The sequence below is a fragment of the Variovorax sp. GW821-FHT09B01 genome (assembly GCF_059418345.1).
Genome location: NZ_JBWKPQ010000023.1, coordinates 1 through 21,773 on the forward strand (window position 1 = coordinate 1; position 21,773 = coordinate 21,773).

22 protein-coding genes are annotated in these 21,773 nt (G+C 70.7%); 8 read left to right on the top strand and 14 right to left on the bottom strand.

What is annotated here, in order from left to right; translation table 11 throughout:
• Positions 1-77: 77 nt before the first annotated feature.
• Positions 78-467 carry a VOC family protein gene (locus tag AC07RV_RS37015; protein ID WP_093340311.1) on the bottom strand — a complete coding sequence of 130 codons (390 nt, stop codon included), beginning with the start codon at positions 465-467 and terminating at the stop codon, positions 78-80.
• A gap of 18 nt (positions 468-485) precedes the next feature.
• The gene (locus AC07RV_RS37020; RefSeq protein ID WP_093340313.1) at positions 486-1,076 is read right to left on the bottom strand and encodes an NADPH-dependent FMN reductase; all 591 of its coding nucleotides are present in this window, start codon (positions 1,074-1,076) and stop codon (positions 486-488) included.
• Positions 1,077-1,218: 142 nt separating this feature from the next.
• Here AC07RV_RS37020 and AC07RV_RS37025 point away from each other — a divergent pair, with 142 nt between their 5' ends.
• A complete protein-coding gene (locus AC07RV_RS37025; protein ID WP_296775633.1) occupies positions 1,219-2,202 on the top strand; it encodes a DUF2272 domain-containing protein in 984 nt (327 codons plus the stop codon).
• A gap of 10 nt (positions 2,203-2,212) precedes the next feature.
• Here AC07RV_RS37025 and AC07RV_RS37030 read toward each other — a convergent pair whose 3' ends face one another.
• Both AC07RV_RS37030 and AC07RV_RS37035 read right to left on the bottom strand, forming a co-directional pair.
• A complete protein-coding gene (locus AC07RV_RS37030; protein ID WP_296775636.1) occupies positions 2,213-2,701 on the bottom strand; it encodes a DUF4124 domain-containing protein in 489 nt (162 codons plus the stop codon).
• An 85-nt stretch (positions 2,702-2,786) separates the two neighbouring features.
• Positions 2,787-3,599: an IclR family transcriptional regulator gene (locus AC07RV_RS37035; RefSeq protein WP_296775638.1), complete on the bottom strand. Its 813-nt coding sequence runs from the start codon at positions 3,597-3,599 to the stop codon at positions 2,787-2,789.
• 95 nt (positions 3,600-3,694) lie between these two features.
• Here AC07RV_RS37035 and AC07RV_RS37040 point away from each other — a divergent pair, with 95 nt between their 5' ends.
• From AC07RV_RS37040 to AC07RV_RS37050, 3 genes are all read left to right on the top strand, one after another.
• Entirely contained in the window at positions 3,695-5,344 is a 1,650-nt protein-coding gene (locus AC07RV_RS37040; protein WP_296775641.1) for a GMC family oxidoreductase, read from the top strand.
• A gap of 76 nt (positions 5,345-5,420) precedes the next feature.
• A complete protein-coding gene (locus AC07RV_RS37045) occupies positions 5,421-6,740 on the top strand; it encodes an MFS transporter (RefSeq protein WP_296775644.1) in 1,320 nt (439 codons plus the stop codon).
• A gap of 90 nt (positions 6,741-6,830) precedes the next feature.
• Positions 6,831-7,949, top strand: a complete 1,119-nt coding sequence (locus AC07RV_RS37050) for a class II histone deacetylase (protein WP_296775647.1) — start codon at positions 6,831-6,833, stop codon at positions 7,947-7,949.
• A gap of 37 nt (positions 7,950-7,986) precedes the next feature.
• Here AC07RV_RS37050 and AC07RV_RS37055 read toward each other — a convergent pair whose 3' ends face one another.
• Positions 7,987-8,337: a DUF6616 family protein gene (locus AC07RV_RS37055; RefSeq protein ID WP_296775650.1), complete on the bottom strand. Its 351-nt coding sequence runs from the start codon at positions 8,335-8,337 to the stop codon at positions 7,987-7,989.
• Positions 8,338-8,500: 163 nt separating this feature from the next.
• On the opposite strand from AC07RV_RS37055, the gene AC07RV_RS37060 reads away from it, so the two are divergent.
• Positions 8,501-9,481: an AraC-like ligand-binding domain-containing protein gene (locus AC07RV_RS37060; RefSeq protein ID WP_296775653.1), complete on the top strand. Its 981-nt coding sequence runs from the start codon at positions 8,501-8,503 to the stop codon at positions 9,479-9,481.
• Here AC07RV_RS37060 and AC07RV_RS37065 read toward each other — a convergent pair.
• Together AC07RV_RS37065 and AC07RV_RS37070 are read right to left on the bottom strand one after the other, a co-directional pair.
• Positions 9,460-10,362, bottom strand: coding sequence for a transporter substrate-binding domain-containing protein (locus AC07RV_RS37065; RefSeq protein ID WP_093340330.1), 903 nt, complete (start codon positions 10,360-10,362; stop codon positions 9,460-9,462). The two genes, AC07RV_RS37060 and AC07RV_RS37065, sit on opposite strands and share 22 nt — an antisense overlap.
• A 16-nt stretch (positions 10,363-10,378) precedes the next feature.
• Complete coding sequence (locus AC07RV_RS37070) at positions 10,379-11,713, bottom strand: aspartate aminotransferase family protein (RefSeq protein WP_093340332.1); 1,335 nt, start codon at positions 11,711-11,713, stop codon at positions 10,379-10,381.
• Between the two features lie 176 nt (positions 11,714-11,889).
• Here AC07RV_RS37070 and AC07RV_RS37075 point away from each other — a divergent pair, with 176 nt between their 5' ends.
• Entirely contained in the window at positions 11,890-12,789 is a 900-nt protein-coding gene (locus AC07RV_RS37075; RefSeq protein ID WP_296775659.1) for a LysR family transcriptional regulator, read from the top strand.
• A gap of 7 nt (positions 12,790-12,796) precedes the next feature.
• On the opposite strand, the gene AC07RV_RS37080 is transcribed toward AC07RV_RS37075, so the two are convergent.
• The gene (locus tag AC07RV_RS37080; RefSeq protein ID WP_296775661.1) at positions 12,797-13,699 is read right to left on the bottom strand and encodes a LysR family transcriptional regulator; all 903 of its coding nucleotides are present in this window, start codon (positions 13,697-13,699) and stop codon (positions 12,797-12,799) included.
• A gap of 123 nt (positions 13,700-13,822) precedes the next feature.
• Between AC07RV_RS37080 and AC07RV_RS37085 the strand changes: the two genes are divergently transcribed.
• Positions 13,823-15,169 carry an amidohydrolase gene (locus AC07RV_RS37085; protein WP_444814344.1) on the top strand — a complete coding sequence of 449 codons (1,347 nt, stop codon included), beginning with the start codon at positions 13,823-13,825 and terminating at the stop codon, positions 15,167-15,169.
• Here AC07RV_RS37085 and AC07RV_RS37090 read toward each other — a convergent pair.
• From AC07RV_RS37090 to AC07RV_RS37100, 3 genes are read right to left on the bottom strand one after another with little or no spacing between them, the layout of a single operon-like run.
• Complete coding sequence (locus AC07RV_RS37090) at positions 15,150-15,812, bottom strand: DUF6134 family protein (RefSeq protein ID WP_296775664.1); 663 nt, start codon at positions 15,810-15,812, stop codon at positions 15,150-15,152. The two genes, AC07RV_RS37085 and AC07RV_RS37090, sit on opposite strands and share 20 nt — an antisense overlap.
• A complete protein-coding gene (locus tag AC07RV_RS37095) occupies positions 15,809-16,615 on the bottom strand; it encodes a DUF1295 domain-containing protein (protein WP_296775667.1) in 807 nt (268 codons plus the stop codon). The genes AC07RV_RS37090 and AC07RV_RS37095 overlap by 4 nt, the downstream gene beginning before the upstream one ends.
• Before the next feature lie 10 nt (positions 16,616-16,625).
• Positions 16,626-17,669, bottom strand: coding sequence for an SAM-dependent methyltransferase (locus tag AC07RV_RS37100; protein WP_093341227.1), 1,044 nt, complete (start codon positions 17,667-17,669; stop codon positions 16,626-16,628).
• A gap of 182 nt (positions 17,670-17,851) precedes the next feature.
• Between AC07RV_RS37100 and AC07RV_RS37105 the strand changes: the two genes are divergently transcribed.
• Positions 17,852-18,877 carry a LysR family transcriptional regulator gene (locus AC07RV_RS37105; protein WP_296775672.1) on the top strand — a complete coding sequence of 342 codons (1,026 nt, stop codon included), beginning with the start codon at positions 17,852-17,854 and terminating at the stop codon, positions 18,875-18,877.
• On the opposite strand, the gene AC07RV_RS37110 is transcribed toward AC07RV_RS37105, so the two are convergent.
• The 3 genes from AC07RV_RS37110 to tauA are packed head-to-tail and all read right to left on the bottom strand — an operon-like array spanning position 18,795 to position 21,501.
• Positions 18,795-19,676, bottom strand: coding sequence for an ABC transporter permease subunit (locus tag AC07RV_RS37110; RefSeq protein ID WP_444814345.1), 882 nt, complete (start codon positions 19,674-19,676; stop codon positions 18,795-18,797). The genes AC07RV_RS37105 and AC07RV_RS37110 overlap by 83 nt on opposite strands.
• Positions 19,669-20,457 carry a taurine ABC transporter ATP-binding protein gene (locus AC07RV_RS37115; RefSeq protein WP_296775674.1) on the bottom strand — a complete coding sequence of 263 codons (789 nt, stop codon included), beginning with the start codon at positions 20,455-20,457 and terminating at the stop codon, positions 19,669-19,671. Before AC07RV_RS37115 ends, AC07RV_RS37110 begins: the two co-directional genes overlap by 8 nt.
• A gap of 27 nt (positions 20,458-20,484) precedes the next feature.
• Positions 20,485-21,501 (bottom strand): taurine ABC transporter substrate-binding protein, encoded by a 1,017-nt coding sequence (gene tauA, locus AC07RV_RS37120; protein WP_093340345.1) that lies wholly within the window; start codon positions 21,499-21,501, stop codon positions 20,485-20,487.
• Positions 21,502-21,773: the final 272 nt, after the last annotated feature.

Here is a 21,773-nt window from a genome sequence, read left to right on the forward strand (position 1 = left end):
CGGTCCTCACCGTACAGAGTACGGCTCCGGTCCTCGGCGCGACCTCGGGGCGCTCGCTACGGTTTCTTCACACCTTGTCAGGGCAGGTTGAGCTGCCACGAGACGCCGAAGCGGTCCTGCACCCAGCCGTAGAGCCGGCTGAACGGATAGGCATCGACCGGCATCAGCACCTGGCCGCCGTCGGCCAGCCCGTCGAACAGCCGCCGCAGTTGCGCCTCGTCGTCGCAGTCGATGAACAGCGAGATCGAGGGCGTGAAGCCGAAGGCATGCACGGGCGGGCTGTCGATGCACAGCAGGCTGTGGCCGCCGAGCTCGAAGCGCGCCTTGAGCACCGTGCCCTCGGCGCCCGGGCCCGCGGGACCGTAGCGCTCGATCTCGGTGATGCGCGCCTCGGGAAACAGCGAGAGGTAGAAGTCCATCGCGGCCTGCGCCTGGCCGGTGAACATCAGGAAGGGCGTGAGCCGCATGGCCGATCTCCTTGAAGGTCAATAGGGCGGCGCCTTGCGCGCGCGCTGTTCGCGCGCCGCTTCGGTCCACCACGCGAGGTCGTCGGCGAAGCGGCCGAAGGCCCGGTCGAGCGAGGCACCGGGCGCGCCGGTGGGCTGGCCCTGCGCGTCGAGCGTCTGCGAGATCGGGCCGACCGACAGCGTGCTCGACACCACGATCATGCCCATCTCGGAGAGGATCGAATGCCACACCGTGCCCGAGCGCACGCCCGAGAAGCGGCCGGCCGAATAGCTCGCGATCGCCGCGGGCCGCCAGAACCACTCCTCGAGGAAGTGGTCGGTGAGGTTCTTGAGGCCGGGCTGCGGGCCCCAGTTGTATTCGCCGGTCACGAAGACGAAGGCATCGGCCGCGCGGATCTTGCGCGCCAGCGTCTCCATCGCCTCGGGCGCCGTGCCCGCCGGGTACTCCTTGTACATGCGGTCGAGCATCGGCAGGTCGACGGCCTTGGCATCGATCAGCTCCACCTCGGCGCCACGCGCGGCCAGCCGCTCGACCAGATAGTCCGCGAGCCGCACGCCCATGCGGTCGGCGCGGTAGGAACCGTAGAACACCAGGATCTTGTCTGCCATCGTCGCTCCGTTTCGCAGGGCCGCCGGGGGGTGGCCTCGGAGCGAAGGGTAACGCGCCCGCATGGCGCCCCGATGCTTCGCCCACCCGCATGCCGGGCTATGCTTGCCCGGCATGCCGCTGCTTCGCCGCCCTTCTCCTTCGATGCGCTCCTGGCTGCTGGCCGCGTGCCTGTTCACCGGCACGCCCGCCTTCGCCGCGACGTCCTGCCTGGCCACGGCCGAGGCCCCGCCGCCGCCACGCGCCCTCGCGATGGCCGCCGCCGCGCAACGCGAGCACGAGGCCTTCGGCGCGCAGACCCTCGATGCCGAAGGCCGCATGGTCGACGCGGGCAGTTCCGAGGCCGAGGACGGACGCGTCTCGCGCTTCGCGCCCGCGCCGTGGCAGCGCGTGCTCGGCTACTGGGACGCGGTCGACCAGCCGCGCGTGAAGTTGCCCTCGCTGGTGCGCTTCGGTGCCTTGCGGCCGGCCGATCGCACGCTGCTGCTGGAGGCGCTGAACCAGGCCAGTGCTTCGCGCCTGATGGGGCTGGGCGTCGGGCCCGACCAGGGCCTCGACGCGGCCGAGCTGCATGCGATGGCGACGGCGGTGAACCGGGTCGCTGTGATCGACACGCCGTGGTCGGCCGCCTTCATCAGCTGGCTCGCGCGGCAGGCGGGCCTGGGCGCTGACGAGTTCGTGTTCTCCGAGGCGCACGTGGACTACGCGGGCGCGGCCTGGAAGGCCGGCGCCGACGAAGCGGCGGGCCGTGCCACGCGCTTCGCGCTGCGGGCCTGCGATCTCGCACGCACGCCGCCGCGCGTGGGCGACCTGGTGTGCCAGACGCGCGGCGCGCGTTCGGCGCTCGACAGCTTCGCCAAGATCGGCACGGTGCTCGCGACGCGGCCCACGGGCGGCGCGGCGCTGCCGATGCATTGCGACGTGGTGACGGCCGTCGACGCACGTGGCTTCGACGCGGTCGGCGGCAACGTGCTGCAGTCGGTCAGCTTGCGCCGGCTGGACTTCGCGCCGGGCACGCGGACGCTCGATCCGAGTTACCTGCCCGAAGGCTGCGCGGCGGACGCGGCGGGATGCATCGATCGGCACATGAGCCGGCAGCCGTGGTCGCTGCTGCTGCAGTGGCGCTGAAGCGGGCGCCTCAGCAGTTGTTGCGCCGCAGCCCCGCCATGTGCGCGCAGGGCCGGCGACCCGGACCGGGGTCGTGCACATGCGGCGGCGGAGGCTGCACGCGACGCCGTGGCGGCGGGTAGGGATAGGGGTCGGGGCCCCAGAGATAGACCGGCTCGGGATCGGCCTGCGCCGCGCGCCCTTCGTCGGGATAGCGCGGAATGATCGACAGCCCCGGGTTCGAGGGCGGTGCCGGCGCGGCGGCGCTCGGCGGCGGCGCGTGGTCGGGCGCGCGCGCGGGCGGTGCCGGCTGCAGGGCCGAAGGCGGCGGCGGCTCGGCGATCTGCACGGGGCGCGACGAACGCGTGCCGCTCGGGCAGGCGCCGTCGGTGTAGACGGTGGCGCCATTGGCATCGAGGCAGCGCACCACCTCGGCCGAGCTCGCCGATGCGCCCAGCACGAAGACCGCCGAGACGATCAGCGTGCGCAACGACGGGGTGGCGAAGAGAGGGGTTCGCATGAAGAAGGCCGTGCCGGAACGACGCACGGGCAGGTTCATTCTGTGCGCTTTGTCGCGGCCCGCCAAGCGCCACGGGCCCCGTCGCTCACAGCAAGCCACCCATGCGCAGCGCCGCGGCCTTCAGCGCATCGATGCGACGCTCGGCATCGGCCATCGACATGCGCGCGGTCGGCGCATGCACCGCGAGCGCGGCACGCACCTCGCCGGCCGCGTCGCGCACCGGCACCGCCACGGCCACCAGGCCGGCCATGAACTCCTCGCGGTCGCGCGAGAAGCCGTCCTGCGCGATCGCGTCGCACTCGGCGCGCAGCGCGGCGGGGTCGGTGAGGGTGCTCGCTGTCATGCGCGGCAGCGGCAGGCCGTCGATCATCGCGTCGCGCGCCTTCTTCGGCATTTGCGCGAGAAAGAGCTTGCCGCTCGCGGTGCAGTGCAGCGGCACGTGCGAGCCCACGTCGAGCGTGAGCCGCAGCGGCCACTGGGCCTCGACGCGGTCGAGGTAGAGCACGCGCGCGCCGTCGAGCGTGGTGAGGTTGCAGGTCTCGCCGACCTCCTGCACCAGCGCCGCCAGCACCTCGTGGCGCAGGCCACGCACGCTGCCGTGGTTCAGCGTGTCGAAGGCCAGCTGGCGCAGCGCGGGGCCGACGACGAAGGAACGCTCGTCGAGGTCGCGCGCGAGAAAACCGGTGGCCAGCAGCTGGGTGCAGATGCGGTGCGCGGTGCCCTTGGGCAGGCCCAGCTGCGCCGCGAGATCGGCCAGCGACAGCGCGCGGCCCTCGTGGGCCAGCAGCGCGAGCAGGCGCAGGCTGCGCTCGGCCGAGGAACCGGAAACGGGCTCCTCGACGGCGGCAACCACGGGCGCGGCAACAGGGGCGGCGGCGGAACGCGCGGGACGGGGCATGCGGGTAAACCTCTAAAGTGGAACATTGCGTTCCGAAAATCAATAACCTAGGATGCGACGGACCGAGGCCATTGTTCCATCGCCGGACCGCACGCATGCCTGACTCTCGCAGTGAAGAAGCCTTCGACTACATCGTGGTGGGCGCCGGCTCGGCCGGCTGCGTGCTGGCGGCGCGCCTGAGCGAGGACCCGGCCACGCGCGTGCTGCTGCTCGAGGCCGGGCCGCGCGACAGCTCGCCGTGGATCCACCTGCCGATCGGCTACGGCAAGACCATGTGGAGCCCGGTCTACAACTGGCGCTTCGAGACCGATCCCGACCCGAACATGAACGGCCGCCGCATCTACTGGCCGCGCGGCAAGACGCTGGGCGGCTCGAGCTCGATCAACGGCCTGATCTACATCCGCGGCCAGCGCGAGGACTACGACCACTGGGCCGCGCTCGGCAACCCGGGCTGGGGCTACGACGAGGTGCTGCCCTACTTCGTGCGCTCCGAGGGCAACCAGCGCGGCGCGAGCCAGTTCCACGGCGGCGACGGGCCGCTCAAGGTGTCGGACATCGGCGCGCGGCACGAGCTGATCGAGGCCTTCATCGAAGGCGCCCGGCAGACCGGCGTGCCGCGCACCGAGGACTTCAACGGCGCCGCGCAGGAAGGCGCGGGCTACTACCAGCTCACCACGCACCGCGGCCTGCGCTGCAGCACCGCCAAGGCCTACCTCGCGCCAGCACGCCACCGCCCCAACCTGCGCATCGAGACCGAGGCGCTGGCCACCAGCCTCGTGTTCGAGGGCCGGCGCGCGGCCGGCGTGCGCTATCGCAAGGGCGGCGTCGAGAAGACCGCGCGCTGCCGCGCCGAGGTGCTGCTTTCCGCGGGTTCGATCCAGTCGCCGCAGTTGCTGCAGCTCTCGGGCGTGGGCCCGCGCGCGCTGCTCGATCGCTTCGGCATCGCGCCGGTGCACGAACTGCCGGGCGTGGGCGAGAACCTGCAGGACCACCTGCAGATCCGCCTCGGCTACGAGTGCACCAAGCCCATCACCACCAACGACCAGCTCAACTCCTGGGCCGGCCAGCTCGGCCTGGGCCTCGAATGGCTGCTGCACCGCAGCGGCGCGCTCGCGATCGGCATCAACCAGGGCGGCTGCTTCATGCGCGCGCTCAAGGACGAGGCGGGCCGCCCCGTGGCCGCCACGCCCGACATCCAGTTCCACGTGGCCACGCTGTCGGCCGACATGGCCGGCGGCAAGGTGCATCCCTACTCGGGCTTCACCTTCTCGGTGTGCCAGCTGCGGCCCGAGTCGCGCGGCCACATCCGCATCCGTTCGACCGACGCGGCCGAGCCGCCCGAGATGCAGCCCAACTACCTGTCAACCGAGCTCGACCGCGCCACCGCCGTGGCCGGCGTGAAGGCCGCGCGCGCCATCGCCGAGGCGCCCGCGATGCGGCCCTACGTCAAGCGCGAGGTGAAGCCCGGCGCGCAGGCCGCGAGCGATGCCGAGCTGCTCGAGTTCTGCCGCAACAACGGCGCCACCATCTTCCATCCCACCGGCACCTGCCGCATGGGGCACGACCCGCTCGCGGTGGTCGATGCGCGGCTGCGCGTGCACGGCATCGGCGGCCTGCGCGTGGTCGACTGCTCGGCCATGCCCACGCTGGTGTCGGGCAACACCAACGCACCCGCGGTGATGATGGCCGAGAAGGCCGTCGACATGATCAGAGAGGACCACAGGGCGGCTTCGGCCGCGCACTAGCAGCAATGCATCCCGCACGGCCCGCCGAGACTGAAAACCAAGAGGCCGCCACGACAACACTCATCGGAGACAACACATGAGCAGTGCACGCGACGACGAGAAAACGATTCGCAGGGTGGTGATTTCGGCGCTGGTGGGCGCCACCATCGAGTGGTACGACTTCTTCCTCTACGGGGTGGTGGCCGGCATCGTGTTCAACAAGCTCTACTTCCCGGGCAGCGACCCGGTGGTGGCGACCTTGCTGGCCTACACCACCTTCGCCGTGGGCTTCGTCACGCGGCCGCTGGGCGGCGTGATCTTCGGCCACTTCGGCGACAAGATCGGGCGCAAGAGCATGCTGATCATCACGCTGATGATCATGGGCGTGGCCACCTTCCTGATCGGCCTGGTGCCGACCTACGCGCAGATCGGCATCGCGGCACCGCTGCTGCTGCTGGTGCTGCGCGTGGCGCAGGGCATCGGCCTGGGCGGCGAATGGGGCGGCGCGGTGCTCATGGCCTACGAGTACGCGCCGAAGGAGAAGCGCGGCTTCTATGCCTCGCTGCCGCAGATCGGGCTGGCGATCGGCCTGTGCCTGGCCTCGGGCGTGGTGGCGCTGCTGTCGTGGCTGCTGACCGACGAGCAGTTCATGGCCTGGGGCTGGCGCATCGCCTTCCTGATCTCGGGGCTGATGGTCGGGGTGGGCATGTACATCCGGCTGCACGTGAAGGAAACGCCCGAGTTCGCCGCGGTCAAGGCGCGCAACGCCGAGCTGCGCATCCCGTTCATGGACATGCTGCGCCGCTATCCGGGCAATGTGCTGAAGGGCATGGGCGCGCGCTACATCGACGGCGTGTTCTTCAACATCTTCGGCGTGTTCTCCATCGCCTACCTCACGGGCACGCTCAAGCTCAGCCGCACCGATGCGCTGCTGGGCGTGATGGCCGCGGCCATCGTGATGTGCTTCGCCATCCCCTTCTTCGGCCGGCTGTCGGACCGGCTCGGCCGACCCCGGGTCTACATGTGGGGGTCGCTGATCACCGCGGTGTCGGCCTTCCCGGGCTTCTGGCTGATGACGCACAGCGGCGGCAGCGTGCTGCTGGTGTGGCTGTCGATCGTGATCCCGTTCGGCATCCTCTATGCCTCGGTCTACGGCCCCGAGGCCGCGCTGTTCTGCGACCTGTTCGACGCCAAGGTGCGCTACACCGGCATCTCCTTCGTCTACCAGTTCTCGGGCATCTTCGCCTCGGGCATCACGCCGATCATCGCCACTGCGCTGCTCAAGTCGGGCGGCGGCGAGCCGTGGCAGATCTGCCTGTACGTGCTGTTCGCGGGCGTGGTGTCGGCGCTGTGCGCCTGGCTGATCGGGCGCAGTCCCTCGCCGGCCGACGCGCCGGTGGTGGCACCCGCGCGCTGACGCGCTCGGGCAAGCCGCCGTGCACGGTGGATCAGACACCGGCGCGCGGCGGCCGCTACCTTCGTGGCTTTCACCCTGGAGCCACGACGCATGAAGCGCACCGCCTTTTTCCACGACGAGAGAACGCTCTGGCACATCGCCGGGGCACCCCATGCCCTGATGCTGCCCGTGGGCCGCTGGGTGCAGCCGATGGCGGGCGTCGGCATCGCCGAGGCGCCCGACACCAAGCGAAGGCTGAAGTCGCTGATGGACGTCTCGGGGCTCAGCGACCGGCTCGAGGTGCGGTCGGCGCCGCCGGCCTCGCAGGACGAGCTGCTGCGCGTGCACACGCGCGACTACCTCGCGCGCTTCAAGGCCGGCAGCGATGCCGCGGGCGGCGACATGGGCGATCTCGCGCCCTACGGCCCGGGCAGCTACGAGATCGCCGCGCTGTCGGCGGGCCTCGCGATCGCGGCCATGGACGGCGTGGTCGCGGGCCGGCATCCGAACGCCTATGCCTTCTGCCGCCCGCCGGGCCACCATGCCAGTGCCGATCGCGGCATGGGCTTCTGCATCCTCAACAACATCGCGATCGCCATCGAGGCCGTCAAGGCGCGCCACGGCATCGATCGCATCGCGGTGATCGACTGGGACGTGCACTGCGGCAACGGCACGCAGCAGCTCTTCTACGGCCGCGACGACGTGCTGACCATCTCGCTGCACCAGGAGCACTGCTTTCCGCCGGGCTACAGCGGCGCGCACGACCGCGGCGAGGGCGTGGGGCTGGGCTTCAACATCAACATCCCGCTGCAGCCGGGCGGCGGCCACAACGCCTACATGCAGGCCTTCGAGCGCATCGTGATTCCCGCGGTGGACCGCTTCGCGCCGCAACTGGTCGTGGTGGCGAGCGGCCTCGATGCCAGCGGCGTCGATCCGCTCGCGCGCATGCTGCTGCATCCCGAGTCGTTCCGCCTCATGACCCGGCATGCGATGGCGCTCGCCGAGCGGCATGCGGGCGGCCGGCTGGTGATGGTGCACGAGGGCGGCTACTCGGAGGTGGCGGTGCCCTTCTGCGGCCTCGCGATCCTCGAGGAGCTGTCGGGCCACCGCACCGAGATCGAGGATCCGCTCACGCCCTTCTTCGGCCTGATGCAGCCCTCGGCGCGCTTCGATGCCTTCCAGCTCGGGCTGATCGAGGAACTGGCGGCGCTGCACGGGCTGCAGCGCTGAACCGCGAACGAAGCCGCGGGGCTTCGTTCGCGCCGCGCTACGCGTGCGTCGCCAGCAGTTCGAGCACCTGGGCCGGGGTCTGCGCCACGCCGGTGGTGTTGTGCTGCTCGAAGAGGGTGTACCAGCCCGAGGCTTCGACGCCCTGGCGGAAGCCCGCGACCGCCTCGGCGCTGTCCATCTCCCACACGGCCCAGAACGAGACGGCGGGATCGGCATGGTCGACGCCGCGGTCGGCCGCGCCCCAGCCCAGCGTGCGGATGCCGCCGGCCTTCATGGCCTCGATGGCGCCGAGCACGGCGTCGGCGAAGGCCCGGCGTTCGGCGGGCGTGCGGGCGATCCAGGCCGGCCTGGGTGTCCATTGTTCGATGAAGAGATGCTTGCTGCTCATGGGATTCCTCGGGTTGGATGAAGGGGCCGGCCGACGATAGCCAGCGCAGCGCGCGCGGCACGACTGCCGGTGCACCGTGTCTTGCACCAGCGTGCACGGCGTGGGCCCGCACGGCCCCGCCTTGCTTGTGGCGCGCCGCCAGACCGGCTGTAATGCCCGGACCATGCACGCCCAGTCCTGTTCCACGCTCGACGTTCCCGCCGCCCAGCGGATGCGCTACTGGGAAAGCGCGATCGCGCCCTACTTCGGCCGGCTGCGCGGCGACGACGATGCGGGCAGCCCGGACTTCGAGGCCCGCTGCGACATCTACGACGTCGGCGGCCTCGGCGCGGTGCGCATGCAGGTGCCGCTCTCGCGCGTGACGCGCGAGGCCCGCGACGCGCTCGACAGCGGCGGCGGCTATTTCAAGCTCTCGATGCAGATCGCCGGCGCCGCCGACGTGCACGCGGCCAACCGCACGGTGCACCTGGGCCCGGGCGACTGGATCATGCTCGACCAGCGCCTGCCCTACACCTGGGAATCGGCCGCGCCGGCCTCGCTGTTCGGGCTGCAGATCCCGCGCGAGCGCCTCGCGGCACTGGGCCTGCCTTCATTGGTGTGTTCGCGCGACGAGGCGCTGGCCGACAGCGGCATGGCGCCGATCCTCGGCGGCCACCTGCGCACGCTGAACACGCAGCTCGCGCATGTCACCGAGGATGCCGCCCATCTGCTGGCCGAAGCCTCGATCGGCCTGCTCGCGACCACCCTGTCGAGCGGCCGGCCGCATGCGCGCGCGCCGGTCGACGCGCTGGCCGCCGTGCGCCTGCGCGCGGTGCAGTACGTGCGGCTGCATGCGAGCGAGGCCACGCTCTCGGTCGACGCGATCGCCCATGCGCTGCGCTGCTCGCGGCGCTACCTCTATAAGGCCTTCGACGGCAGCGAGGCGAGCCCCGAGCGACTGATCTGGCAGACCCGGCTCGAGCGCTGCCACGAGGCGCTGCGCGATGCGCGCAACCACGCGCGTTCCGTCTCGTCGATCGCCTTCGAGAACGGCTTCAACAGCGATGCCCACTTCGCGCGCATGTTCCGCGCGCGCTACGGCCAGTCGCCCGCGCGGCTGCGGCGCGGCCTGCGGGCGCAGGCTCAGGGCAGCCGCTCCTCGTAGGCCTCGGCCGGCCGGTCGTTGGGCGACTGGAAGGCCGCCTTGAGCGAATCGCTCAGCGGGATGTTGATGACGGCGTTGCGCGGCGGGATCGGCGCCATGAACCAGCGCGCATAGAGCTTCTCGAGCGCGCCCGAGGCCATCGCGTTCGCGAGGTAGCCGTCGACCGCGCGCTTGAAGGCAGGGTCGTCCTTGCGGATCATGATCGCGATCGGCTCGATGCCCAGCGGCTTGCCGACGATGCGGAAGTCCGCCGGGTTGCGCGCGTTCGAGATGTTGCCCGCGAGCGTGTTGTCGTCCATCGCGAAGGCATCGGCGCGGCCGCTCTCGAGCAGCAGGAAGCTCTCGGCATGGTCCTTGGCCAGCACGATGTTCAGCGCCATGCCCTTGTTGTCCTGCTCGAGCTTGCGCAGCCGCTGCACGAGCGTGGTGCCCACGGTCGTGACCACCGTCTTGCCCTTGAGCTGCTCCGCCGACTCGATGCCGCTGGCCGCGCGCACCGCGAAGCGTGCCTCGGTGATGTAGGTGGTGCTGCCGAAGGCCACCTGCTGCTGGCGCGCGGCATTGTTGGTAGTCGAGCCGCACTCGATGTCGACGGTGCCGTTCTGCAGCAGCGGCACGCGGTTCTGCGAGGTCACGACCATCGGCCGCACCGCGACGCCGGGCAGCAGCTTGGCGAGCATCTGCTCGCAGAGCTCGACGTGGTAGCCGACGTAGCCGCCGCCCACCGCGTACGACAGCGGCGGCGAGGCCTCGCGCACGCCCATCACGAGGGTGCCGGCGGCCTTCGCCTTGGCGAGCGTGCCGCCAGGTTCCTGCGCGAGCGCGGCCAGCGCGGCGGCCGCGAGCACGGCGCCCGCGAGCATCCGATTCGGGGTCTTCATGGCGTTCTCCGGCGCGTCAGGCCGCGAGCGCCACCGGCGCGGGATGGGCGATCTCGTCCAGGCTCTCGCGCAGCGCGCGGTCGAGGATCTCGATGGCGCGGTCGATCTGCTCGTGCGCCACGTTGAGCGGCGGCGCGATGCGCCACACCGACCCGCGCTCGGGCCGGCGCCGGATGTTCATGCTCAGGCCGAGCTCGAAGCACTTCTTCGTGGTGCGCGCGCCGAGCTCGTGATGGGGCAGCCGCGAGTCGCGGTCCTGCACCAGCTCCACGCCCAGCAGCAGGCCCTCGCCGCGCACGTCGCCGATCGCCTCGTAGCGCCGCTGCAGCTCGAGCAGTTGCCCGCGCAGGTAGGCGCCGGTGGTGCGCGCGCGCTCGATCAGGCCTTCACTGCGGATGGTGTCGAGCACCGCCAGGCCGACGGTGGCGGGCAGCGGGTCGGAGACATGGCTGGTGTAGAAGGTGAAGCCCTTCTCGTGCACGTCCTGTTCGATGCGCGGGCTGGTCGCCACGGCGGCCAGCGGCAGGCCGCCGCCCATGGTCTTCGACACCGACATGATGTCGGGCACCACGCCGTAGAAGTCGGAAGCGGTGCGGTGGCCGATGCGGCCGAACGCGGTCTGGGCCTCGTCGAAGATCAAGAGCATGCCGCGCTCGTCGGCGGCGCGGCGCAGCGCCTGCATGTACGACCTGGGCGGCACCAGCACGCCACCCGCGCTGATGATCGGCTCGATGATGATCGCGGCGCGCCGGCCGGTCGAGGCCATGTCGTACATCTTGAGGCCGAGCTCGAGGCAGGCCAGCGCCGATTCCTCGCCCGACATGCCGCGGATGTAGGGCCGGTAGGCGTTGGGCTCGGGCATCAGGTAGACGCCGGGCACGTGCACGCCGTAGCCCTTGCGGTCGCTCGCGAACGACACCGCGCTGGTGCCGCCCGTCACGCCGTGCCAGGAGCCGCCCACGGCCAGGATCTCGAAGCCGCCGGTGTACATCTTCGCCATGCGCAGCGCGACCTCGTTGCTCTCGGAGCCGGTGTTCACGAACAGCGACTTGCTCAGCGGCGCGGGCATCCAGTCGGTGGCCATCTTCTGCGCCAGCTCGGCCACCACCTCGGGGATCATGCCGCTGAACAGGTGGAAGGCCTTCTCGCCGGCCTCGTGCACGGCACGCACGATCGCCGGATGGTTGTGGCCGATGGTGGCGCACATCTGGCCCGAGGTGAAGTCGAGGATCTCGCGGCCCGTGTCGTCGACCACCACCGCGCCGCGGGCGCTGCGGAACAGGTTGGGGAAGGTGTCGCCGCCGTAGCGCACCATGTATTCCTTGGCGGCCGCGCGCAGTTGTTCGCTCATGTCCGAATCCTTTGCTGAAGTGGTGAGTGGATTCGCCAATGGTCGCGAGGCCCGCGCACGCGGTCCAATGTCGAGTTTGCATCCGGGCGCGATGCGCCGCACGCATCGCCCATGCACGCAAGCGATGGGCACGCGGCTTGCAGAATGCGCCGCACGCAAAGGAAACAGAGGTCGCGATGGACACACGCTGGTTTCAGGATTTCGTCACCTTGGCCGAGGTGCAGAACTTCACGCGCGCGGCCGAGATGCGCAACGTCTCGCAGGCCGCGTTCAGCCGCCGCATCCAGGCGCTCGAGCAATGGCTGGGCGCCAAGCTGATCGACCGCGCGGCCTATCCCACGCGGCTCACGCCCGCGGGCGAGCGCTTCCGCAAGGTGGCCGCGGGCCTGCTCGACCAGATCGCCGACGCGCGCGCCGAGATCGGCGACGCGCCCGCGCGCAACCACGTGCGCATCGCCTCGACCTATGCGCTGGCCAGCACGCGGCTGCCGGCCTGGTGGGCGCGCTGGTCGGGCGCGGGCGACCTCAGCTGCAGCCTCGAGGTCGGCAACGTGCACGACACGCTGACGGCCTTCAGCGCGGGCTCGGCCGACGTGTTGATCGGCTTCCACCAGGCCGCGCATCCGCTGCAGCTCGATGCGGCGCGCTTCGAGCGCCGCGAGCTCGGCCTCGAGCGCGTGCGGCCCTACGTGTCGCGCGCGCTTGCCGCCTCGGAGCGCTTCGCGCTGCCGGGCAGCGCGGCCCATCCGGTGCCGCTGTTGATGTATTCGCCCAGCGGCTACTTCGCGCGCGTGGTCGCGACCGCGATCGAGCAGTCGGCGCAACCGCTGGCCGGTTACCGGGCCTTCGAGTCCGAGATGACCGACGTGCTCGGCGACCTCGCGCAGCAGGGCATGGGCATGGCCTGGCTGCCCGACAGCTCCTTCGTTGCGGGCCGGCTCGGCGAGCTGGTGCCGGTGGGCGACGGCGCCTGGGACGTGGAGGTCGCGATCGTGGCCTGGCGCGCGCGGCTCAATGCGCGGCCCGCGGTCGCGCGGCTGTGGGAGCGCATCGGCGCCGATGCGCTGCCTGCCTGAAGCGACTTCAGCCGGGCTCGGCCGGCATGCGCTCCGCGATCACCTCGCGCAGCAGCGGCAGCGCCGGTGCCTCGCTGCGGCCGGCCAGCGTCACCAGGCCGAAGCGCGCGCGGCCCAACGGCGGGTGCACCGGCAGTGCGACCAGGTCGGGCGCCACCGCGCGCACCGCGAGCAGGATTGCGTCGCTGTCGCGCGCGAGCTCGACCAGGTTCGACAGCTCCGAGCAGCGCAGGGTCACGCACTGGTCGGGATGCGCCTCGGGGCCGTAGGCATCGACCATTGCGCGCACCACGTCGCGCCCGAGACCGGTGGACGCGAGCGGGTAGTCCTTGAGGCTCTGGAACGTCATCGGCCCGCGCTTGCGCGCGAGCGGATGGCCGCGCCGGCACATGAAGGCGCCGCCCATCTCCACCAGCGGCTCGACGCGCAGGTCGATGCTCGGCGTGACGGTGCGGAACTCCACCACCGCCGCATCGAGCGTGCGCTGGCGCAGCGCCTGCACCAGCCGGTCGGTGTCGCCGCGCAGGATGTCGATGCGCACCGGCGCGCCACGGTAGGCCATGCGCTGCAAGAGCGGCGTGGCCAGCAATGCGCCGGGCCCGGCGCCGAGCCCCACGCGCAGGTGGGCGCCGCCACCGCCGCGCGCGCTGGCCACCAGTTCCTGCGCATCGCCGACCAGGTGGCGCGCGCGCTCGAGCATCTCGCGCCCGAAATGCGAGAGCTCGCTGCGCCGGCCCACGCGGTCGAACAGCGCGCGGCCGAGCACCTCCTCGAGCGCATGGATGCTGCGGCTCAGCGCCGGCTGCGTGATCGACAGCGCCTTGGCCGAGCGTGTGAAGGAACCCGTCTCGGCCACCGAGAGGAAGTGGCGCAGTTGCACGAAGGTCATGGCATGGAGGGGCCTGTTCATGCATTGGAATTATGGCTGTGGATAGAACAATGCATTGGACGCCTGGCAAACCATTGCCTAGATTCGCGGCCGGTCCCTTTCAAGAACAAGCAAAGACACCTCACCCAGGAGACAGGTCCCTTCATGCATTCACTTCGCCAGCTTTCCCTCGCCGCCTGCCTCGCCTGCGCCGCCGTGCCCGCCGCCATGGCGCAAGGCGCCGCCCCCAACGCCCAGCGCATCGAGTCGCTCGCGCGCGAGGCCTATCCGCAGCTCGACACGCTCTACAAGGACATCCACGCCCATCCCGAACTCGGCTTCCAGGAGGTGCGCACGGCCGCCAAACTGGCCGAGCAGATGCGCGCCCTCGGCTTCGAGGTGACCGAGCACGTGGGCCGCACCGGCGTGGTCGCGGTCCTGCGCAACGGCGCCGGTCCCACGGTGCTGGTGCGCACCGAGCTCGACGCGCTGCCGATGCAGGAGAAGACCGGCCTGCCCTACGCGAGCCAGGCCAAGGCCACCTGGCAGGGCCGCGAGACCTTCGTCGCCCACAGCTGCGGCCACGACGTGCACATGGCGAGCTGGGTCGGCACCGCGCGCACGCTGCTCGCGCTCAAGGACCAGTGGCAGGGCACGCTGGTGTTCGTCGCGCAGCCGGCCGAGGAGGCCAGTGGCGGCGCCAAGGGCATGCTGGCCGACGGGCTCTACAAGCGCTTCCCCAAGCCCGATGCCGCCTTCGCGCTGCACACCTCGGCCTCGCCCTACGGCTACGTCGGCTACCGCGCGGGGCCGATCACCTCGGCCTCCGATGGCTTCGAGATCGACTTCAAGGGCCGCGGCGGCCATGGCTCGGCGCCGCACCGCGCGATCGACCCGATCGTGCAGGCGGCCCATTTCGTGACCGACGTGCAGACCGTGGTGAGCCGCGAGAAGGACCCGGCCGAATTCGGCGTGGTGACGGTGGGCGCGATCCAGGCCGGCACCGCCGGCAACATCATTCCCGACTCGGCGCTGCTGCGCGGCACCATCCGCAGCTACAAGCCGCAGGTGCGCAAGCAGCTGATCGACGGCGTGCGGCGCACCGCGCTGGCCTCGGCCGCGATGGCGGGCGCGCCCGAACCCACGATCGGCCTCGACCCGGCGCGCGGCAACGGCGCGGTGATCAACGACCAGGCGCTGGCGCAGCGCACCGTGGCCGCGCTCAAGGCACAGCTCGGCGACGCGAAGGTGGTGCAGGTGCCGCCGATCACCGCCAGCGAGGACTTTTCCGAGTTCGCGGTGGAGGGCGTGCCCACCTTCTTCTTCTTCATCGGCGTGAACGATCCGAAGGAGGTCGCCGATTCGCAGAAGGAAGGCGGCAAGCCGCTGCCCTTCAACCATTCGCCCTTCTTCGCGCCGGTGCCCGAACCCTCGATCACGACCGGCGTGCAGGCGATGACGGCCGCCGTGCTGAGCGCGCTGGCCGCGAAGCCTACTTCAGCCGGTAGCTGAGCTTCTTGCCGCCGCGCACCTGGGCATCGAGGCCCAGCCATTCGCCGTCGGCCACGGCGTACCAGAGGTCGATCGGCTGCTCGGGCCCGCTGACGCGCCAGCGCCGGGCCGCCACGCCACGGCCGCGCACCTCGACGCGGCCTTCGTCGAGCGCGGCGATGCGCACCGGCTCGAGCTTGCCGGTCTGCGCATTGAGCAGCTGCTGCTGCGCGCGCATCGCGGGGTTCCAGTAGGCGAAGCTCATCACGCAGCCCGGCATCGCGCTGCGCCCGCGCGGCGTGACGACCATCAGCGCGGGGCCGTCGCCCTCCGACTCGCGCTCGGCGCGCACCTCGGAGCGGTCGCCGCCGTCGTTGGTGTCGGCATCGAGCCGGCGCAGGCAGTCGCCGCGCCAGTGCTCGACCGCCGAATGCCGGTAGCGGTAGACCGTGACGCCCAGCAGCTTGACCGCGAACGCGGCCTCGCTGCTCAGCCGGCGCTCGTCGCCCGCGGCCGTGAGCACGAAGCGGTGCTCGCCGATCGGCGCGTCGTCGAGCAGCACGCGGAAATTCCATTCGCCCGTGGCGGGCGAGGCCGCCGGCTGCGCGCCCGCCGCCAGGGCAAGCGAACACGCCAGCGCCAGGCCGGCATGGCGCACCCTCATTTCGGCGGCCGGCGCACCGGCCCCGGCACGAAGGCGTTGGTGCGCGCGATGTAGTCGCGGTAGGCCGGCCGCCGGTGGCCGATGTCGGCCTCGAGCAGGCGCACGCCCGACACGCGCAGCAGGAGCCAGGTCATGAGCAGCGGCGAGACCACGCTCCAGGCGCCGCCGAGGCCGGCCGCGCCCAGCGCCATCAGCCACAGCCCCCACCAGACGCAGGCCTCGCCGAAGTAGTTGGGATGGCGGCTGTAGCGCCACAGGCCGCGGTCCATCACCTGGCCGCGCTGCGAGGGGTCGGCCTTGAAGCGCGACATCTGGGCATCGGCGATGGCCTCGAAGCCGATGCCGAAAGCCGCCAGTGCGCCGCCCGCGATGTCGAGCCAGCCCAGCGGCCGCGCGCCCGCCATGCCGACGAACAGCGGCGCCGAGACGATCCAGGCCAGCACCGCCTGCAGCCCGAACACGAGGTACAGGCTCTTGAGGCCGAAGCCCGGCTGGTTGCGCGCGCGGATCGCCTCGTAGCGCCGGTCCTCGCCGTGGCCCCAGTTGCGCGCGGCCACATAGAGCGCCAGCCGCAGCCCCCACAGCAGCGCGAGCACGGCCATGGCCAGGCCGCGCGGTTCGTGCAGCGGCGCGTTCGGCAGCAGCACCAGGTAGACCAGGCCCGCGCCCGCGATCAGCAGCGGCCAGAAGCGGTCGATCAGGCTCGCGTCGCGCCGCGCCAGGCTCTCGAGCCAGACCACCAGCGCGACCGCGGCGGTGAAGGCGAGGCCGGCGAAGGCGGCTTCGAGCGGGCTGAATCTCATCGGTCCGGCTTCAGGCGCGCCGCTCGAACAGGTAGTGGCTGACCCACCAGCGCTGCCCGTGCTCGTAGCCGAACAGCTCGGCCACCGACATGAAGAACAGGCGCCAGCGCGTCCACCAGACATGGGCCTGGTCGCCGTAGGTGGCCTGGAACAGCGGGCGCAGCGCCTCGCGGCGCTGGTCCATGTTGCGCAGCCAGGCCTCGGCGGTGCGCTGGTAGTGGCGGCCTTCCCAGCGCCAGCGGCGCAGCAGCCGCAGGTCGTCCTGGCAGTGCAGCGCGAGGTCGTCGCTGGGCATCATGCCGCCCGAGAAGAAGTGCTCGCTCATCCAGTCGCTGGCGTCGCGCACCTCGAAGGGATAGGGCGCCTCGCGGTGCACGAACACGTGCATGAAGAAGCGCCCGCCGGGCCGCAGCCAGCGCGCCACGTTGGCGAAGGCCTGCGGCCAGTTGCGCAGGTGCTCGAACATCTCGACCGAGACCACGCGGTCGAAGCGCTCCTCGGTGTCGAACACGTTGATGTCGCGCGTGAGCACCCGCACATTGGCCAGCCCGCGCCGCGCGGCCTCGGCCTCGATGTATTCGCGCTGCGAGGCCGAGTTCGACAGCGCCGTGATCCGGCTGCCCGGGTAGTGGGCGGCCATCCACAGCGTGAGCGAGCCCCAGCCGCAGCCGAGCTCGAGGATGTCCTGGCCGTTGTCCAGCCCGGCGCGCTCGCAGGTGCTGGCCAACGCGGCCGATTCGGCCTCCTCGAGCGTGCGCGTGCCCTCGGGCCAGTAGCAGCTGCTGTACTTGCGGTGGTTGCCGAGCACCTGGCCGAAGAAGGCGGCCGGCACCTCGTAGTGCTGGGCGTTGGCCTTCTCGGGCAGCGGCGCCAGGCTGGCCGAGCGCATGCGCCCGACGAACTCCTGCGTCAGCTCGGCCACGGCCGGGGTGTTGCCGGCATACAACTCCGACAGCCGGTCCTTGAGCAGGCGCCGGATGCCGCGGCGCACCACGGTATCGGGCACCAGGCCCTTCTCGACCCAGCGGATGGCGAACGCGATGTCCTGCGGCATGGCTTCTTCTTCCTTCTCGTGCATGTTGGCGGGTCCCGCCGTCCGGGACCGATCACCCCCTGTACGCAGCCGGCGGCGATCCGGATGCAACCGGATGCGTCCGGCGGGCGCAAACCAAGGTTGCACCATGCCCCTGCGCCGGCGCGGGCCTCTGGCCGAACTGGAACAATGCGCCCACTCTCATGGACGGACTCGATCTCATCAAGACATTTCGCGAAGTCGCGTTCCGGCGCAGCTTCTCGCGCGCGGCCCTGTCGCTGGGCATGTCGAAGGCCACCGTCAGCCGCTACGTGGCCGAGCTCGAGGAGCGCAGCGGCGTGCGGCTGCTCAACCGCTCCACCCGCTCGCTGAGCCTGACCGACGCCGGCGAGGTGCTGCTCGAGCGCAGCACCCAGCTGGTCGACATGGCCGAGAACACCCTCAACGACCTGCAGGCCCACGGCGCCCACCCGCGCGGCCGGCTGCGCATGAGCGCGCCGCACGGGCTGATCGCCGGCTGGCTCTCGGACGTGATCGCCGAGTTCATCAAGCGCTATCCCGACGTCTACGTGAGCCTGGTCTTCACCAACAGCGCGGTCGACCTGATCGGCGAGGGCATCGACATCCACCTGACCGGCGGGCGCATCGACGACATGAACCTGATCGTGCGGCGGCTGGTGCAGTTCGACATGGTGGTCTGCGCCACCCCGGCCTACTGGGCGCTGCGCGGCATGCCGCGCGTGCCGGCCGACCTGAGCCGGCACGACGTGCTCAGCTATTCGGCCGCCTCGACCACCCACCTGCCCTTCGAGACCGAAGGCGAGGCCTACGAGGTGCCGGTGCACAGCCGCATGGAGGCCAACGACGCGGTCGCGCTGATCGAGCTGGCGCTGCGCAGCGTGGGCGTGGCCTACGTGCCCGAGCCGCTGGCCCAGTCGCACCTGGAGCGCGGCGCGCTGGTGCCGGTGCTGCGCGAGCACATGCCGCACGACCACTGGCTCTATGCCGCCTATTCGCAGCGGCGCCACAACAGCGCGGCGATGCGCGCGATGCTCGATTTCCTCGAGCAGTCGATGGGGCCGGGCGGCGCCCTGCCCTCGACCATGCCGCCGGCGGTGCCTGTCTCGCCGCCCGCCGCGCCTTCCGCTACATGCGCCCTTTCCAGGGAACCAGACGCCGCTCGAGCCAGCGCATCAGCAGGTCGAACAGATACGCCACCACCCCGATGACCACGATCCCCATGATCACGATGTCGGTGCGCAGGAAGTTCGACGCGTTGAGCACCATCTGACCCAGCCCCATGTTGGCCGCCACCATCTCGGCGGCCACCAGCGTGGTCCAGCCGAAGCCGATCGCGATGCGCATGCCGACCAGGATGTCGGGCAGCGCCGAGGGCAGGATCACGTGGCGGATCACCTGCAGGTAGCTCGCGCCCATCGAGTAGGCCGCGTTGATCTGCTCCTGCGAGGCGCTGCGCATGCCCGAGCGCGCGGCCAGCGCCAGCGGCGCGAAGCAGCTCAGGAAGATCAGCAGCACCTTGGGCAGCTCGTCGATGCCGAACCAGATGATGATCAGCGGCAGGTAGGCCAGCGGCGGCAGCGGCCGGTAGAACTCCAGCGGCGGATCGAAGATGCCGCGCCAGAAGCGGCTCATGCCCATCGCGATGCCCACCGGGATGGCCGTGACGCAGGCCAGCAGGAAGGCCGAGAACACGCGGAACATGCTCGCGAGGAAGTGCTGCCACAGCGGCTTGTCGTTGGCCTGGCCGGTCAGGTATTCGTAGAACTGCTGGAACACCGCCTGCGGCGTCGGCAGGAACAGCGGCTTGACCCAGCCCATGTTGGTGACCAGGAACCACAGCGCGATCAGCGTCAGCACCGTGACCACGCTGATCGTGAAGCTCGAGCCCTCGCCCGGCACCTTGAAGGCGCTGGTCTTGAGCTTGGCGCCGGGCGCGGGCGGCGGGACGGCGGTGGGCTTGGTGGGAGGCGTCATGGCGACCGGCGATGCGATGCTGGCCTCAGGCATGGGCCGCCTCACGATGGTGGATGATGGAGAGCACTTCCTCGCGCATGCGGATGAATTCGGGTTCGGACTTCACCTTGCGCGAATCGCCGTGCGAGAGGTACTGGCGCGAGAACGGCACCTCGTCGTAGACGTGCGAGATGCGCCCCGGGCTTGGGCTCATCACGATCAGCCGGGTGGCGAGGAACAGCGCCTCCTCCACCGAGTGGGTGATGAAGAACACCATCTTGTTCGAGGTCGACCAGGCCTGCAGCAGGATCTCCTGCACCTGCTCGCGCGTGAAGGCGTCGAGCGCGCCCATCGGCTCGTCCATCAGCAGCACGGCCGGATCGCTGGCCAGCGCGCGCGCGATGCCCACGCGCTGCTGCATGCCGCCCGAGAGCTCGTACACCGCGCGGTCGGCGTATTTCTGCAGCCCGACCAGCGCGAGCTTTTCTTCCGCCACGCGGTCGCGCGTGGCGCGGTCGACGCCCGCGAGCCGCAAGCCCAGCGCCACGTTGTCGCGCACGTTGAGCCAGGGCATGAGCGCATGCTTCTGGAACACCACGCCGCGGTCGGCACCGGGGCCGGCCACGGGCTTGCCGTCGAGCAGGATCTCGCCGGTGGATGGCGGCAGGAAGCCCGCGATGCAGTTCAAGAGCGTGGTCTTGCCGCAGCCCGAGGCGCCGAGCGCGACCACGAAGTCGCCGTCGTGCATGCGCAGGTTGACCGGCGCCAGCGCCTGCAGGGTGCCGCCCTTGACGGCGTAGTTGACCGTGAGGTCGCGGATGTCGAGCGTGGGCATGGGCTTTTTTTACTTACTGCGCCGCGCTCACTTGGCCGCCAGGGCCTTCTCGACGTACGTGGTGGTCACGTAGGCCGAGTAATCGGGCTTGACTTCCTGCACCCGGCCCTGTTCCTTGAGGAAGGCCGCCGTGTTCGCCATCGCCTTGGCCGCGCCGCCGCCGAGCCAGGTCGGCGAGAGCTGCTCGGACAGGGTCGGGAAGCTGTAGAGCGCCATCGCCGCGCCCACGTCCTTCGGATCGGCCTTGGTCCACTTGGCCATCGCCTTGGTCTGCGGCGAGTCGGGCGTCCAGCTCTTGCCCGAGGCCTTGTACTCGTCGTTGGCGCGGTTGAGCGCCTTCACGAAAGCGACCATGAAGGCTTCGTTCTCGGCCGCCCACTTGGCGTTGACCACGATGCCCTCGAAGGTCGGCGCGCCGCGCTTGCCGATGCTGCCCGAGGTCGCGATCACCTTGCCGCTGGAGCGGATCTTGGAGAGCACTGGGTCCCAGATGAAGGTGGCGTCGATGTCGCCGCGCTCCCAGGCCGCCGCGATCTCGGGCGGACGCATGTTCATCACGTTGACCTTCTTCGCGTCCACGCCTTCCATCTTCATCGCGGCCATGAGCTGGTAGTGGGCGGTGGAGACGAAGGGCGTCGCCACCTTCTTGCCCGCGAGGTCCTTGAGGCTCGCGATGCCCGAGGCATTGCGCGCCACCAGCGCCTCGGCGTCGGCGATGTCGGCCGAGATCCAGAACAGCTTGATGTCCTGCCCCTGGCTGGCCGCGGCCGTCAGCGGGCTGGAGCCGGTCTCGCCCATCTGCACGTCGCCCGAGGCCATGGCGCGGATCACGTCGCCGCCGCCCGAGAACATGCGCCAGTTGATCTTGTAGCCGGTGGCTTTTTCAACCTCGCCCGACTCCATGACCAGGCGCAGCGGGACGAGCATGTCCTGGTGGGCGAAGGTGAGTTCCTTGGCCTTCTGGGCGAAGGCGGTGCCGGTGGTGGCCAGCACGAGCAGCGCTGTGGCTGCGATTGCACGGTGCAGGGATCGACGCGTGTTCATCCGGGTTCTCCTTGTCTGTTGCGGGCGGCGCTGGCCGAGGCTTCGGTGCGAGGGGTACTGTGCATGGTTGGGGGTGGGGTGCAAAGTGCCAGGGGTGGGAGGGGGGAGGTGCCAGTGGACTGGGACTTACCCTTGTTTGGTGCTTGGGGGCACGGGGGAGGTGCGTTTTTTGTTTTGTTGTCTTGGGCTGGGGTTAGTTGGAGGGTGTTCTCCTTGCGGAGGGCGTAGGCCGGGTCTCGCCCCGGCGGGCGACTTACTTTCTTTGTCTCGCC